The sequence below is a fragment of the Acinetobacter sp. neg1 genome (assembly GCF_000788125.1).
Lineage (GTDB): Bacteria > Pseudomonadota > Gammaproteobacteria > Pseudomonadales > Moraxellaceae > Acinetobacter > Acinetobacter vivianii.
This window is the reverse complement of sequence record NZ_JSZD01000006.1, coordinates 944,798-960,354: the sequence shown is the minus strand read 5'-3', so window position 1 is coordinate 960,354 and position 15,557 is coordinate 944,798. Positions and strand designations below refer to the sequence as shown.

Below are 15,557 nucleotides of genomic sequence, written 5' to 3'. Positions count from 1 at the left end.
CAAATTCATTATTCTTGGTGTAGTGCCATGAATATGGTTCTCTAATAATAAAAATTTTTCACATTGTCACTGTCAATGAATAAATTGCTAAAAAACAGCTCATTTTTTGCTTAATTTTAAATTTTGTATGGCAATTAGTTTTTGAATAATAGAGTGATCAATCTGAATATGCATCTGGTGATGCTATTTGATTTTGGTTTCAGGTTGGTGAAAGTGGTCAAAAAAGACTTGCATAATTAAAGTCAGCTCAGCCGAAAATTGGCCTAGCTAGGGAAAATTTAATAATTAAGGAATAACAAATGTTGGTATTGTGCATGGTTCAGCAAGGAAAGCGTAATCTGGATGGCATTACGCAACGAGATCGTTACTGTGGGAATGGTTCATTTTTTAATGATTCAAAATAAGGACCAAATCGCATGATGATTATTCGTTATATCGAGCAGAAAGATATTCATGACCTTTACCATTTGGCGCAAAAAGCAGGTTTTGGCTTAACCTCCTTACAACCTGATATGGAAATGCTTGCTGCCCGTATTGATCGGGCTGTAAAAACAGTGGAAGGCAAATTAGATAAGTCGGAGCAGGGTTATTTATTTGTACTGGAAGATACCGCTCTCAATAAAGTCGTGGGCGTGTGTGGCATTGAGGTGGCGCTCGGGTTAAAAGAGCCGTGGTATAACTTCCATGTCGGTACACAAGTTCATTCCTCAGAGCCTTTGAATGTTTATAAAGCGCTACCGACCTTGTATCTCAGTAATAATCATACGAATTGCAGTGAACTCTGTACCTTATTCCTAGATCCTGATTATCGCTTAAACAAGAATGGGAAGTTCCTTTCCAAGGTGCGTTTTTTATTTCTATCCGCGTTTAGACGATATTTCGAAGAAACGATCGTTGCTGAAATGCGTGGATTTTCTGATGAGAATGGACATTCACCTTTTTGGGATGCAGTCGGCCATAAATTTTTTGATATGGATTTTGCCAAAGCGGATTATTTAAGTGGGACAGGTAAAAAAGTCTTTATTGCAGAGTTGATGCCACGCCATCCGCTTTATGTCGATATGTTGCCTGATGAGGCCAAAGCGGTGATTGGTGCAGTGCATCCGAATACGGTTCCCGCCTATAACCTCCTGATTGAAGAAGGGCTGCGTTATAAGGGTTATGTCGATATCTTTGATGGTGGTGCAACGCTACAGGCGGATATTGAAAATCTAAGAGCCATTAAAGAGAGTCATGTGGTTCAGGTGCAGGTCGAGCAATCCGATCTGATTGCTGTAGGAGATGAGCCTTATATCGTTGCCAATGATGATTATGATAATTATCGCGCCATCCTCATCTATAACCATCCAGAACATAATCAGGTGAAATTAAGTGAACAGCAAGCGCGTGAGTTGCATGTCAAAAATGGTGATTCGGTTCGGGTGTTAAATATCAATATTCATCACAAGTCATAAAGCGTGACCGCTTGGCTATTGGGCATTTATAAGCGTGAAATTTATTTGACTTGTATTGTATTTTTTATGGTGTGAATCTATCAGTAGAAATTTTTAACTTCTTATAGATAGGTAATTGCAAAGATTATTTACATAAAAAATCCCTCTAATAATTAAATATATTTCACGTTTAATTGCTTGCTAATTGAGCAGAAAAGCGAGGTCTGCTCCTAAAGTGGCTGATGAATAGGATATGATGCTTGCGCCTAAAATAATTTTGATCAATAAGAACAGATTTTAGTAGCTCAATAAGTAATACATGGAAAGGATTTATAGGTGAGGTGAATGAACTAAGATATTCATTTTAAAATAATTTTATTGAACGAAATGGAATTTTTATATTAAAGCAGCTTAAAAATATTTTATTTTTATCAAGTGCTTATAACGGTTGTTGTAAGTTGGAGTAAGGATTACATGAGTCATAATAAAGAAAAGCAACTTCAGGATGAAGACCTGCCAGAGAATCAGCAGGATGAGGAAAAGTTACAGCGCTCTTTGACCAATCGTCATATTCAGATGATTGCGATTGGTGGTGCAATTGGTACTGGTTTGTTTATGGGTTCTGGCAAAACCTTGAGCGTTTCGGGTACCTCCATTGTTCTAACTTATTTGATTATCGGCTTTTTCTTTTTCTTTGTGATGCGGGCGATGGGTGAACTGTTGCTGGCAAATACCAATTTTAAAACCTTTGCTGATTTTGCAACCGCGTATATAGGCCCTTGGGCTGGCTTTTTTCTGGGGTGGTCATATTGGGGGAACTGGATTATTACCGCAATCGCAGATGTCATTGTGATTGGTGGTTACATGCAGTTCTGGTATCCCGATGTGCCTGTCTGGATTCCGGCATTTACTTCGCTGGCGATTTTGACGATATTGAATTTTGTCGCCGTCCGGATGTTTGGTGAGCTGGAGTTCTGGTTTTCCTTAATTAAAGTCTCTGCCATTATCCTGTTTATCCTTGCAGGGATTTATTTAATTAGTACAGGCTTTACTTCCCCAAGCGGTGTAAAGGCTTCAATGAGTCACGTATTTGAAACTGAATCCATGTTCCCTTATGGCCTCACTGGCTTTTTGGCTGGGTTTCAGATTGCGATTTTTGCCTTTGTCGGGATTGAGCTGGTGGGTACCACAGCGGCTGAAACTAAAGATCCGCATAAATCACTGCCTAAAGCGATTAACTCTATTCCGTTACGTATCCTGTTATTTTATGTCGGGGCATTAGTGTGTATTATTGCGGTGACCTCTTGGGCAAAAATTTCACCAGAAAAAAGTCCATTTGTTGAGATGTTCTCACTGATTGGTTTACCGATTGCAGCGGGCTTGGTTAATTTTGTGGTGGCGACTTCGGCACTTTCTTCTGCCAATAGTGGTATTTTTGCGACCAGTCGTATGCTCTATGGTTTGTCATTAGATAATGATGCGCCTAAAAGTTTTAGTAAATTATCGAAAAGAAAAGTGCCGATTCGTGGTTTGGTTTTCTCCATGACTTGCGTCACCATCGGTACTTCGATTTTATTTGTTGTTCCCAATGTTATGACTGCGTTTACCATCATTTCAGCGCTGACTTCGATCTTATGTGTGTTTACCTTTATACTGATTGTTCTTTCTTATATTTGTTATCGTAAGAAGTTTCCTGAGTTGCATCAGCAGTCTAAGTTTAAAATGCCTGGTGGCTTAATCATGGCATGGTTTACGATGTCATTTTTGGTGTTTACCATTGTTATCTTGGCATTGGATCATGATACCTTGATTGCATTGGCGGTTTCACCAATCTGGTTTTTTGGTCTGTTTATTGCCTATCGCCGTAAAAAGAAAAAGATGCTGGAGCTGGATGTATTAAAAGCCAGAAGTATGGATTATGTTTAAGCAGGGTTGAGTAGAGCGGACCGAGTTTAAAACATAAAAAAGCAGAGCCGAAGCTCTGCTTTTTTATGTCATCAGTTAGATTTTGCTGATTAAATCATTAATCTGTTTTGCTTGTTCAGCTGCATTACCTGTGTAAGTTGCTGGTGTAAGCTCAGCTAGACGAGTACGCTCATCTTCTGGAACTTGAGCAAGTTCGTCACCTTTAACGAAGTTCACCATCATGTCGCGCGTCATAGCTTGACCACGAGTCAGGGCTTTTAATTTTTCGTATGGCTTTTCAACATTATAACGACGCATAACTGTTTGAATTGGTTCGGCAAGAACTTCTTGTGCTTGGTCTAAATCTTCATTTAAACGTGCAGCATTGAGTTCAAGTTTACCTACACCTTTTAAGCAGGCATCAAAAGCAATCAAGCTTTGCGCAAAACCAACACCCATATTACGTAATACAGTTGAGTCGGTTAAGTCACGCTGCCAGCGAGAAACAGGAAGTTTTTCACCAAGGTGGCCCAATACCGCATTGGCAATACCCAAGTTACCTTCTGAGTTTTCAAAATCAATCGGGTTTACTTTGTGCGGCATAGTTGAAGAACCAACTTCACCATCTTTTAACTTTTGTTTGAAGTAACCCAGCGAGATATAACCCCAAACGTCACGGTTAAAGTCGATCAGAATCGTATTGAAACGACGTAACGCATCAAACAATTCAGCCATATAGTCATGTGGCTCGATTTGCGTAGTATATGGGTTAAATGCCAAGCCTAAAGACTCTACAAATGCTTGTGCATGTGCAGCCCAGTCAATTTCAGGATAAGCAGAAAGGTGAGCGTTGTAGTTACCTACCGCACCATTGATCTTGCCAAGTAATTCAACATTTTCAAATTGCTTGATTTGACGTGCTAAACGGTAAGCAACGTTCGCCATTTCTTTACCCAATGTGGTTGGGCTTGCAGTTTGACCGTGCGTACGAGACAACATTGGCTGTTCAGCATGCGTGGTTGCTAAAGCTGAAATCGCATTGAGAAGTTGCTTCATGCTTGCAACTAAAACTTCACGACCATTTTTTAGCATCAATGCATGAGACAAGTTGTTGATGTCTTCAGAAGTACATGCAAAGTGAATAAATTCACCAGCATTTTTTAATTCATCAATGTTGGCAATTTTTTCTTTAAGGAAGTATTCAACTGCTTTTACATCGTGGTTGGTGGTGCGTTCGATTTCTTTAATGCGATTTGCATCTTCTTCAGAGAAGTTGGTCACAATCGCATCTAGCGCTGCATTGGTTTCATTTGAGAAAGGTGCAACTTCGATGATTTCTGCACGATTTGCAAGTGCTTGTAACCAACGCACTTCAACCGTGACACGAGCGTGGATTAAACCAAACTCAGACAAAAAAGGGCGTAGGGCATCGCATTTGCTAGCGTAACGTCCATCAAGTGGCGAGAGTGCGGTTAAAGCATTCATACAGATTCCTTAAATTAAAGTCTCTCCTTATAGGAGAGATTTAGAGAGGTTGTAAAACGACATAAAAATAAAATCGTTGGCGCATCGGCTATACCACCTGATACTGCAAACGAGCGAGAGCTTGAATATCTTGCAATAATTTGCGTTTACTAAAGATCATACTCCACGAGCTGCCGCCAGATTGTTTCCATAAATGGGCCAGCTGTAAGCCTGTAAACAGGCAAGCTCGAATACGGTTGGTATGATTAATGTCTTTAAATGCTTCCGCATTACCACGGACTAAAATGCGCGGATTAATTTGGCCTGCGGTTTCAACATAGGTTTGTGCGAGGTTGGCAATAATGCTTGGATGCAAATAATTATTATCGAAAAATGACAGTTGCTTTAAGATTTTTTGTTGGGCAGTTTCAATAATTTTGACGTATTCAGGATTGCTGTAGACTTTCTTTTCCAGCTGCAATAAAGCCATTGCATAGGACATTGGCAACTTGGCAGTCGACATTTTTGGAACGCGGGATTTCGGTGCAGTATTAAAAGGCTGGGTAATGCAGCCTTCTAAAGTTTTTAAACCAAGAGAAATGTCAGCAAGCTGATTAAAGAAATCGAGCGTTTGAGTCGCCTTATTTGAAGTTGGGCGAATGTTTAGGCTGGCCTTGATCAGTAATTCAAAATAAAAATTACCACTATCGCCAATGCTTTGTTGACCCGCCATCGCTGTCATATGCGTTAGCTGAGTTGCCTGAAAGACTGCCGCCAATGCCAAAGCACGGTTTTGTCTAACATTCAACGCTTGAGTGTGCTGAAAGGGTAACTCGACCATGCTTCGCTTCCAATTTCCTTAAATAAAATCTGGTTCAGGTGCATTAGTATGGTGAATCACACCACCGCCTAAGCAAACCTCTCCTGAGTAGAACACGACGCTTTGTCCTGGAGTCACCGCACGTTGCGGTTCATCAAATTCAACACGCACACCATTTTCAGTCTGTTCATCGCGGTAGATTGTACACGCTTGATCAGGTTGGCGATAACGGGTTTTTGCTGTGCAACGGAAACCTGTCGTTGGAATATCCTGCTCGCCAGCCACCCAGTCAATCGACTCACTCCAAAGCTGTGTGCTTTGCATCAATGGATGTTCATGTCCTTGTCCAATCACCAGTCGGTTATTGGCAATATCTTTATGTAGTACGAACCATGCGCCTTCTTGCACACCTTTCATACCACCGATACCAATACCACCGCGTTGACCCAGCGTATAGTACATTAAGCCGTGATGTTCACCAACTTCTTTACCTGATTCCAAAACAATTTTTCCAGCTTGTGCAGGTAAGTATTGTTTTAAAAAATCAGTAAAGCGACGTTCACCAATAAAACAGATACCAGTTGAGTCTTTTTTCTTGGCAGTTGCCAGATCTAGTTCTTCTGCAATGCGACGAACTTCTGGTTTCTCGATTTCACCTACAGGGAACAAGGTCTTGTTAATTTCACGACCATGTACTGCATGTAAAAAATAAGTCTGGTCTTTATTGTTATCGACACCACGGAGTAATGGCGCATAGGTTTCGCCACGCGAATTTTGCATGCTTGCACCACGACGCGCATAGTGACCTGTTGCAATAAAGTCTGCACCTAAAGTCATGGCATGGTCGAGAAACGCACGGAATTTAATTTCTTTATTACAGAGAATATCTGGGTTTGGTGTACGACCCGCAGCATATTCAGCTAAGAAGTGCTCAAATACGCGATCCCAATATTCCATGGCAAAGTTGGCAGTATGCAGTTTGATGCCAATTTTATCTGCAACGGCCTGAGCATCTGCCAAGTCTTCCAATGCTGTGCAGTAATCCGTACCATCATCTTCTTCCCAGTTTTTCATGAAAAGACCTTCAACTTGATATCCTTGTTGAAGTAATAATGCGGCAGAAACAGAGGAATCTACACCACCAGACATACCGACGATGACACGTTGTTGCATCTAATTAAGCATCCAAATGAGAAGTTAATGAGGGAGAGAAAGGGTGCTCATAAATAAGCGATAAAGGATATTTTTTGCCAGCAAGGGCATCTTCAATAGCTTTTAAAACCAATGGACTACGCGCTCGTGCAGATTCTTGTAGCTCATCCAGATTCATCCACACAGCACCCACGATACCTGTATCCAGCTGCGCATTTTCTACAACTGATGTGACATGCGCCAAGAAGCAAAAACGGTAATAGGTACGATCGGGGAACATTGGAGGGGTGTAGGTATAGATACCGAGCAGATGATCGACTTCAACATGATGACCTGTTTCTTCCAGAGTCTCACGAATCGCTGCCTGAATAATGGTTTCACCACATTCTACATGACCAGCAGGTTGATTAAACACGGTATGTACAAAGCCTTCGCTGTGTTCTTCAACAAACAGAAAACGTCCGTCTTTTTCGACAACAGTGGCGACTGTGACATGAGGTGTCCAAGCGGTCATAGAAAGCACCATGGTTTTAAAAAATGTATTCTACAAAATTTGACTGTTTTTGGCTACATAGGAAGGCTAATTCGCTAAAGTGAAAGAAAAATATTTGCTGCCATCCGTGTGTATTTGATGTGTTGAGAATCGAAAAGGAATTGCTTCAAAAAAACAGAATGTGCTAGTGTGTTTTTTGACCGCAAGGTAAAAATAATAATCTCCACCAAGAAAAGTCACGTTTGCTATGGCCTTTCAATGATTTAGAAGTAGAACAGATAATTAATTAGATTCATATACATCACACGGAGTTGAAGTCATATGCAACATATTAAAATTAAACCTGGCGTCGCTTTAGCAGAACAAGCAGAGATTGGCCATAATCGCTGGCATCCAGATATTCCATTTTTAACCTCAGTGAAACCAGGCGAAGAAATTCTGATTGAAAGTCTGGATTTTTTAGATGCCCAAATCAAAGATACCGATGATGTCTCCGATGTGAAAAATGTGGATCTCACCCGAGCACATCCATTGACAGGCCCCTTTTATGTTGAAGGGGCTGAGCCAGGGGATTTATTGGTGATCGATCTACTGGATATACAGCCCATCTCTTCGGTTGGCTTTTCTGGGGTCTTTGCCAAGGAAAATGGCGGTGGGTTTTTAGCTGATTATTTTCCTGAAGCAGATAAAGCGATTTGGGATTTAAAAGGATTGTTTGCAACCTCGCGTCATATTCCCGGTGTACGTATCGCAGGTTTAAAACATCCTGGATTAATGGGAACGCTTCCTTCGCATGAACTTTTAAAGGAATGGAATCGTCGAGAAGCGTTATTGGTGCCTAAGGGGCAAGCCAACCCACCCGATCCAAGAACTGCGGTGCTGAGAGGCGTGACAGGAGCAGAATTTGATCGTATGGCTATTGAAGCTGCCCGTACAGTGCCACCGCGTGAGCATGGTGGTAATACTGACATTAAAGATCTTGCTGCGGGTAGCCGTATTTATTTTCCTGTGTACCAAAAAGGTGCTGGCTTCTCAATGGGCGATTTACACTTTTCACAGGGCGATGGTGAAATCGGCTTCTGTGGAGCGATTGAAATGGATGGGGTAACTCGTGTTGGTTTTGATCTGATTAAAGGGGGAATGGAAAAATATAATATTGATTCACCGATCTTTGTTCCAAGTAATGTCAGACCTAACTACGATCAGTGGTTAACCTTTGAAGGGATCAGCGTTGAAAATGGGGTAAATCATTATCTGGATGCCACGGTTGCCTATCGTCAGGCCTGTTTAAAGGCGATTAAGTACCTTGAGAATTTTGGGTTTACGGGGTCTCAAGCCTATATGCTGCTGACCGCTGCACCTGTTGAAGGGCGTATTGGTGGCATTGTGGATATTCCAAATTGCGCCTGCACAATTTCGCTACCAACTTCTATTTTTGAGAAGAATATTTTACCGCAGGGCGCCTTAAACGAGAATAAGTTTTGGGGACATCGTTAGTCTTGCATGAATGCAAGATTGATCGCTAAAGAAGGATTTAAAGATGCCACTGTATGATTTTAGATGTGAACATTGTGAAGGGATTTTCGAGCAGAATGTCCCAATGGTCAGTATTGCAAGGGATAACACATCTTGCCCATACTGCCAGCAATCCATGTTGTTAAAGCCCATGATTACAGGGCATCAAAAGATCTCAGTCAAAAATAAATGGCGACCATCATCAAGTGCAGAGCAACTTGCGGGGCCGTTGGTTGAGGGGCCTGGAACAAGAAAAAAAAGTGCTCGGACGTCGGTGTTGCATAACTGCCGAGGTGTGAATTGTTCTTTATGTGAGGTTTGATATTTCACTATTCTTAGTGTTTAAGACTCATATGTAATCAGCATTTAACACCCTGTTAAATGCTGATTTTTAAGACTAATTCTTTTGATCTAAATAATTATCCTTCACTTTCACATAATGACGTGCTGAATAAGGTAAAAATTCCATTTCTTTTTCAGTCAGTGCACGCACTTGTTGTACTGGGCTACCGACATACAAATAACCGCTTTTTAACACTTTACGTGGCGGAACAAGACTACCAGCACCAATCATTACATCATCTTCAATGATCACGTCATCTAAAACAACGGTATTAATCCCGATCAAGACACGATTGCCAATGGTACAACCATGTAAAGTCACATGATGTCCAACCGTTACATCTTCACCAATCACCAATGGCGAACCATTCGGTTTAGACTGGTTTTTATGGCTGACATGCAACATACAATGATCTTGTACATTACTGTTTTTACCAATCTGAATTGAGTTCACGTCACCGCGAATCACAGCAAAAGGCCAGACCGAAACATTTTCAGCGAGTTTAACATCACCAACAACAACCGACATCTCATCGATATAACAGCTTGAATCAACATCGGGTTTTTGGTCGAGATAGGGACGAATGTTCTTTGGCATAGCAGTGTTCGCTTGAAAATTTAGGGGAATTATAAAATAAAAAAGCATTCATACCCAAGAGCATGAATGCTTAATCTAACGCTTCTAAAATTTAGAACAAGTTGCTAAAGAACATTTTGATATGGTCAAACATACGTGCGAAGAAACCAGCTTCTTCAACAGGTTTTAATGCAACCAGAGGTTTTTCAGCAATCACTTTACCATCAAGGCTTGCAACCAGTTTACCTACAACTTGGCCTTTTGCTAAAGGTGCATTGAGTTTAGGCTGAACCACAAGCTGAGTTTTGATTTTATCTGCTTGGCCTTTAGGCATGGTCACATTGAAGTTTTCTGCTAAACCAATTTGAACATCGTCTTGTTTACCAAACCATACTTTTGCTTTGGCAAGAACTTGGTTTGCTGGTTGAACATTGGCTGTTTCAAAGTTTGAAAAACCCCAAGCCAAAAGTGTACGTGTTTGATTGGCACGTTCATTCATGCTTGGTGTTCCGAAGATCACTGAAATTAAACGCATTGGGCCACGTTTACTTGAAGTGGTTAAGCAGAAACCCGCTTCATTGGTGTGACCTGTTTTTAAGCCATCAACGCTTGGATCGGTATAAAGCAGGGCATTACGGTTGCCTTGCTTGATGCCATTAAAAGCAAATTCTTTTTCTGAATAGATTGGATAGTATTTAGAACTGTCTTTAATGATGTGCTGTGCAAGGATTGCCATATCTTTGGCTGTTGAATAATGACCTTCAGCTGGCATACCTGTTGAGTTGATAAAGTGAGTATTCACCATACCAACACGCTTTGCCTCTTGGTTCATCATATGAGCAAAGGTACCTTCATTGCCCGCGATATGTTCAGCCATCGCTTTAGAAGCATCATTACCTGACTGGATGATAATCCCACGTAACATTTCTAAAACGGTTGCAGTGCCATTTAATGGAACATACATACATGATTCAGAGCTGCTACCACGACACCACGCAGATTCATTCATGCGTACCTGTTCGTTTTCAGTCAATTCACCCTTTAAAAGTTTCTGCTCAATGATGTAGCTTGTCATCATTTTTGTCATTGAAGCGGGTGCAAGTTTTTCATTTTCGTTTTTGGCAGCGAGAATCTGTCCAGTCTCGTAATCCATTAATACGTAGGATTTATTATTTAATTCTGGTGGAGCGGATAGGACAGTTGCTGCATATGAAAAGCTTGGCAAAAGTAATAATGCAGCAAGAGCGCTTTTGTGTGTCATTCTAGGTGGTTCCAATATCTTGTATGAAGCAGACGAGCCTAGCATTTTAGGATAAAGCAAAGCCGACTTCTACGGGGGAAATCGGCTTTTTCATGCAGTATTGTAACCTGAACCTTAATTGTTCATCTTATTTGGAATAATAATTACGGACATCATCGCAAATTTGACGATTATCACTGTCAGATGCTGCTTTTGCATCACTACGTGCTTCTTTTAAAGCCTCTTTAAAATCTTGACCTTTTACACGTTTATTTAAAGTTTCAACCGCTTTCGGGTCATTATTTAAATAAGCTTTAACCAGATTGTCATAGGCTTTGTTAAATTTTAAATCTTTGCCAATCAGGCTTGGGCAAATTTCAGAGAGAACATAGATCGCTGCAAGCTCTTGCTTGGTTACGCTATCAGAAGTTGGAGTCACTTCAATCTTTTCTGCATCCGTAGATTTTTTATCTGCCGCAAATGCTGTAGGAGCTAAAGCGCTAGAAGCGATGAGAAATGATAAACCTAGTGTTTTAAAAACATTTTTCTTCATAAGAAATCAAACTCAGAACAAGACTTAAAGAATTTGAATAACTTATAGCATAGAAGCAGGTAAAAAATTGTATGTTTGCTGTAGGAAACGTGGAGAAAGTGTGGGTTTAAATTTTCAGAATTGAAAATTCTTCAATAGATTTAAGCGATTTTCTCCTGCTGTATTCGTCCTGCTTTCGCTGTCGCAGAGGGTGGCATGAGTTCACTTGACATCCTGTATAGACTTAAACAAGATTAAAAAATAGCCATCAAGAAGTGAGGTGGAAAATTAAAAATGATGAGAAGGAATTGATAAAGAAAACAAGAGATGAATGTAAGGAGTAAGAGAATGAATAGATTTAATGGTGGTGTTGATATCGCACTAAAACTTCCACCTCATCAATTTGAAGCGACGGTTGCATTTTATCGGGATGTGATTGGTCTTAAACAGATTACAGAAAAAGAACCTGATATTGGTTTTGAATTCGGGCCAGTCAAACTGTGGATCGCCGCCGTGCCAGAGATGAGTCAGGCAGAACTTTGGCTTGAACTATTTACGGATGATTTTACTGAGGCAGCTCAATATCTAAATGAAGCGGGTGTTGTGCGTTGTGATGCGATTGAGCCTTTGCCCGAAGGTTTTAAGGGTGGATGGATTACCAGCCCTGCAAATATTATTCATATGGTTCGCGAGCCAGATGCGTGGTAATTGCTGTAGCGATATAAGGATATGATGTGGATGATGAAATGGAGAAGGTGTGGTTTTAAACAATCTAGATTTAAAACCACACTGATATTCCAAAACGTGATTAACCTTCGAAATTCAATACTTCTTCACATACAGCTTTTTGCTCAGCCTTGTCGACTTCAGTTGCCGCTTCATGGGCATCCTTCAACAAACTTTTAAATTCAGCATCTTTTTGCAAACTCTCAAGCGAAGCTGATTTGTCAGAATAGTTACTTAAATAAGTTCCGACCATTTTTTTGATGTTTTGATCAAATTTGGTATTTTTACCAATCAGAGCTGGACACATCTCAATCAGTACTTGAGCATTGGCAATATCATCTTTAATCAATGCATCTGCTTCTTTAACTGAAACCGCTTCATCTGCAAATACAACAGGTGCTGTAAAAAGCGTGAAACTCACCCCAAAAACTTTAAGAAAATTAGATAAATGTCTCATGGCTGCGTAAATTTTTAATACTAAGAAGCCATAAATATATATAATTCAAAGAATAATTCAATTGAAAAAACTGCTTAGTAACATTGAAGAGAATTGATTTTAGTGAATATTTTAATTGCAAACGATGACGGTGTGTTCGCGCCTGGCCTACAAGCTTTGGCTCAAGCATTAAAACCTTTGGGTCGTGTGGTTGTGGTCGCGCCTGAAAGTGAACGTAGTGGTTATTCAAGTGCATTAACGCTGGACCGTCCTTTACGTCCTGTTCAAATATCTGAAGATGTCTGGGCGGTAAATGGCACACCAGCAGATTGTGTTTATTTGTCCATGAATGGCTTATTTGATTTTGAATTTGATCTGGTGGTCAGCGGAATCAATAGTGGAGCGAATCTGGGCGATGATGTTTTATATTCAGGGACTGTTGGTGCAGCTTTTGAAGGGCGTTTAATGAAACATCCTGCGATTGCAGTATCTCTGGCGGGCGCGAATGTACGTGCATATGAGCATCCAGAACATTATGCAAAAGCAGCACAATGGGTACACGACTTTATTGCCAAAGGCTTACCGATTTTACCGCCGCGCCATATTTTTAATATTAATATTCCAGATGTTGAGCAGATTCAAGGTGCTCAAGTGACCTATCAAGGGCGCAGGGCACAATCGAAACCGATCAGCAGTCATGTTGACCCGCGTGGGCGTCAGGTGTACTGGATTGGATTGGCTGGTGAAGCGGTGACAGATCCGCAGCCTGTCTCGGATTTTATTCAGTCAGACTTCTTTGCTGTGTCAAATGGTTATGTCAGTATTACTCCAATCCAGATGGATGCAACCAACTATACGGTGCTGGAAAATTTACATGCTCATGTAAATGGATAATGGTGTGAATGTTATAACTTTGTGAATAAAGAAAGTGAGAACTCGTTTTTTCTCACTTTTTTGATACTCTTAGCGCAAATAAATTGAGGTTTTTTCGATGAGGGCGAAGATGCACTTAAACCATGTCTCGGTTTTTCTATCACAGAAAATGATTAAAACAATCGTTTTGTCTATGGCGGTTGCGACAGTGGCAGTTATGACAGGGTGTGCATCAAAACCGCAAGTCAATGGTGGAGCACGTCATACGATGCCAGCACCAAACTATTACACGGTGCGTTCAGGTGATACCTTAAGCGGGATCTCAAATCGTTATGGTTTGAACTATCTTAATGTTGCTGCACTGAATGATATCGCACCGCCTTATCGTATTTATGTCAATCAATCATTGCGTTTAAAAGGTTCAGTTGCTCAGCGCACTACATCAACGCAAGCGATGGCGCAAACAGCTCCAATCCAGCGTCAAAGCATTAATTTACCAACTCAGCAACCTGTAGCGCCAAAACCACAACCAGTTGTACCTCGTCCTGTCGTGCCGGCAGTTCCAGTGAATCCGTCATCTTCGACTGTCGCATCAAGCCTGCGTTGGGTTAAACCATCGAATGGTGCTGTGATTCAAACTTTCAATCTGGCGAGTAATGTAAAAGGTACACGCTATGGTGGTAATGTTGGCGATCCAATTTTTGCTGCTGCAAATGGGCAGGTGGTCTATGCGGCTGACGGCCTAAAAGAATATGGCAATCTGGTGTTGGTGAAACATATTGATGGCTATATCACAGCTTATGCACACAACAGCAAAATGCTGGTGAAAAGTGGTGATAACGTGACAGCTGGACAGAAAATTGCAGAAATGGGGTCTTCTGGTGCATCGCAAGTCATGTTGGAATTCCAAGTTCGCCTAGATGGCAAACCTGTGAACCCAAGCACAGTTTTACCAAATTAACTAAAGATTATTAATAAACTTTCAATAATTTATTAATAATCCCCTAGTCTAAAAATAGACTTCCTTGTATACTTAATTTGATTGCTTTCATTAGAACAATAAGCATATTAATAAATTAAGTTGAGAGGGAAGTCTATGCTAGATCAATTGCGTGCAATGGGGGTCTTTGCTTGCGTTGTAGAAAAAAGTTCTTTTAGTGGTGCAGCAAGGGAACTCGGAATTACAACCAGTGCAGTTAGTCAACAAATCCGTTCTTTAGAACAAGAAATGGATGTGACCCTACTTCATCGTTCAACCCGAAAACTCAGTCTTACAGAAGCTGGACAGGCATTTTTCCTCAGTTGTCAGGAAATGCTGGCTGCAGCTGAACGGGGCAAAATTCGTATTAATGAATTACGTGATGATCTGGTTGGTGATCTGCGTATTGCCACCACACCTGAATTGGGTGCATTACACGTCATTCCTGCATTGTCTCACTGGATGTCGGCGCATAAAGGGCTGGCGATTCATTTTGAAGCAGACCATCGTTATATTGACCTGATCGAAGAGCGTATTGATATTGCGATTCGAATGAGTTTGAAGATGGAAGATCAGCAATTGTCTGCTGTGCCTTTAGCACGTGTAGATCAGGTTCTGGTTGCATCTCCAAGTTATCTGAATCAGGCACAACCGATTACCCGTCCTGAAGACTTACGTCATCATGAGTTGCTTCCAATTACCTTAATGCAAAACTATCAGCATTTTACTTTCCGCCACGGTATTAGTGGGGATGTAGTCAATGTGGATATGAAAACTCGTTTAGGTACCAATAATGTATTCGTTGCCAAGGCTTTATGCCAACAAGGACATGGTTTGGCGCGTATTCTCTATATGGATATTCAAAAAGAGCTGATCAATGGATCTTTGGTTGAGGTTCTGCCAGATTGGCAACTACCAGCTTATACCTTGCATGCTTTAACCTCGAAGCGTGAACAATATCCAATGAAGGTTCATCGTTGTATTGATGCCTTGAAGCAATATTTTGCCCAGTTACCCGGTGGACGCTCCTTGCAGGGTGTCGCCTAAGTCAAAAGGCCATGTTCCGAAGA

The 15,557-nt window shown here is 40.9% G+C and carries 16 protein-coding genes; 8 read left to right on the top strand and 8 right to left on the bottom strand.

The window, feature by feature from the left end; translation table 11 throughout:
* Positions 1-416: 416 nt before the first annotated feature.
* Both astA and PJ15_RS05525 read left to right on the top strand, forming a co-directional pair.
* Positions 417-1,454, top strand: coding sequence for an arginine N-succinyltransferase (gene astA, locus PJ15_RS05530; protein WP_047428798.1), 1,038 nt, complete (start codon positions 417-419; stop codon positions 1,452-1,454).
* 453 nt (positions 1,455-1,907) lie between these two features.
* Positions 1,908-3,359, top strand: coding sequence for an amino acid permease (locus PJ15_RS05525; RefSeq protein WP_047428795.1), 1,452 nt, complete (start codon positions 1,908-1,910; stop codon positions 3,357-3,359).
* Positions 3,360-3,434: 75 nt separating this feature from the next.
* Here PJ15_RS05525 and purB read toward each other — a convergent pair whose 3' ends face one another.
* The 4 genes from purB to PJ15_RS05505 form a co-directional block, all read right to left on the bottom strand.
* On the bottom strand, positions 3,435-4,823 hold the full coding sequence (gene purB, locus PJ15_RS05520; RefSeq protein WP_005258584.1) for an adenylosuccinate lyase: 1,389 nt from the start codon (positions 4,821-4,823) through the stop codon (positions 3,435-3,437).
* A gap of 88 nt (positions 4,824-4,911) precedes the next feature.
* Complete coding sequence (gene hflD, locus PJ15_RS05515) at positions 4,912-5,643, bottom strand: high frequency lysogenization protein HflD (RefSeq protein ID WP_004770483.1); 732 nt, start codon at positions 5,641-5,643, stop codon at positions 4,912-4,914.
* 18 nt (positions 5,644-5,661) lie between these two features.
* The gene (mnmA, locus tag PJ15_RS05510) at positions 5,662-6,795 is read right to left on the bottom strand and encodes a tRNA 2-thiouridine(34) synthase MnmA (RefSeq protein WP_047428793.1); all 1,134 of its coding nucleotides are present in this window, start codon (positions 6,793-6,795) and stop codon (positions 5,662-5,664) included.
* Positions 6,796-6,799: 4 nt separating this feature from the next.
* A complete protein-coding gene (locus PJ15_RS05505) occupies positions 6,800-7,288 on the bottom strand; it encodes an NUDIX hydrolase (RefSeq protein ID WP_004770481.1) in 489 nt (162 codons plus the stop codon).
* Positions 7,289-7,588: 300 nt separating this feature from the next.
* Between PJ15_RS05505 and fmdA the strand changes: the two genes are divergently transcribed.
* Together fmdA and PJ15_RS18310 are read left to right on the top strand one after the other, a co-directional pair.
* On the top strand, positions 7,589-8,764 hold the full coding sequence (fmdA, locus tag PJ15_RS05500; RefSeq protein ID WP_047428791.1) for a formamidase: 1,176 nt from the start codon (positions 7,589-7,591) through the stop codon (positions 8,762-8,764).
* A gap of 43 nt (positions 8,765-8,807) precedes the next feature.
* Complete coding sequence (locus PJ15_RS18310) at positions 8,808-9,104, top strand: FmdB family zinc ribbon protein (protein WP_081402750.1); 297 nt, start codon at positions 8,808-8,810, stop codon at positions 9,102-9,104.
* Between the two features lie 75 nt (positions 9,105-9,179).
* Here PJ15_RS18310 and PJ15_RS05495 read toward each other — a convergent pair whose 3' ends face one another.
* The 3 genes from PJ15_RS05495 to PJ15_RS05485 all read right to left on the bottom strand — a co-directional run bounded on the left by PJ15_RS05495 (position 9,180) and on the right by PJ15_RS05485 (position 11,494).
* Positions 9,180-9,722: a gamma carbonic anhydrase family protein gene (locus PJ15_RS05495; protein WP_047428789.1), complete on the bottom strand. Its 543-nt coding sequence runs from the start codon at positions 9,720-9,722 to the stop codon at positions 9,180-9,182.
* A gap of 91 nt (positions 9,723-9,813) precedes the next feature.
* Positions 9,814-10,962 carry a D-alanyl-D-alanine carboxypeptidase PBP5/6 gene (gene dacC, locus PJ15_RS05490; protein WP_047428787.1) on the bottom strand — a complete coding sequence of 383 codons (1,149 nt, stop codon included), beginning with the start codon at positions 10,960-10,962 and terminating at the stop codon, positions 9,814-9,816.
* 127 nt (positions 10,963-11,089) lie between these two features.
* Entirely contained in the window at positions 11,090-11,494 is a 405-nt protein-coding gene (locus PJ15_RS05485) for an MCR_0457 family protein (RefSeq protein WP_004770474.1), read from the bottom strand.
* A 327-nt stretch (positions 11,495-11,821) separates the two neighbouring features.
* Here PJ15_RS05485 and PJ15_RS05480 point away from each other — a divergent pair, with 327 nt between their 5' ends.
* A complete protein-coding gene (locus tag PJ15_RS05480; RefSeq protein WP_005258570.1) occupies positions 11,822-12,181 on the top strand; it encodes a hypothetical protein in 360 nt (119 codons plus the stop codon).
* A 100-nt stretch (positions 12,182-12,281) separates the two neighbouring features.
* On the opposite strand, the gene PJ15_RS05475 is transcribed toward PJ15_RS05480, so the two are convergent.
* Positions 12,282-12,656, bottom strand: a complete 375-nt coding sequence (locus PJ15_RS05475) for an MCR_0457 family protein (protein WP_047428784.1) — start codon at positions 12,654-12,656, stop codon at positions 12,282-12,284.
* Between the two features lie 102 nt (positions 12,657-12,758).
* Here PJ15_RS05475 and surE point away from each other — a divergent pair, with 102 nt between their 5' ends.
* The 3 genes from surE to PJ15_RS05460 all read left to right on the top strand — a co-directional run bounded on the left by surE (position 12,759) and on the right by PJ15_RS05460 (position 15,534).
* On the top strand, positions 12,759-13,529 hold the full coding sequence (gene surE, locus PJ15_RS05470; protein WP_004770469.1) for a 5'/3'-nucleotidase SurE: 771 nt from the start codon (positions 12,759-12,761) through the stop codon (positions 13,527-13,529).
* A gap of 109 nt (positions 13,530-13,638) precedes the next feature.
* Positions 13,639-14,469, top strand: a complete 831-nt coding sequence (locus PJ15_RS05465; protein ID WP_004770467.1) for a peptidoglycan DD-metalloendopeptidase family protein — start codon at positions 13,639-13,641, stop codon at positions 14,467-14,469.
* A gap of 135 nt (positions 14,470-14,604) precedes the next feature.
* Positions 14,605-15,534: a LysR family transcriptional regulator gene (locus PJ15_RS05460; protein WP_004770466.1), complete on the top strand. Its 930-nt coding sequence runs from the start codon at positions 14,605-14,607 to the stop codon at positions 15,532-15,534.
* Positions 15,535-15,557: the final 23 nt, after the last annotated feature.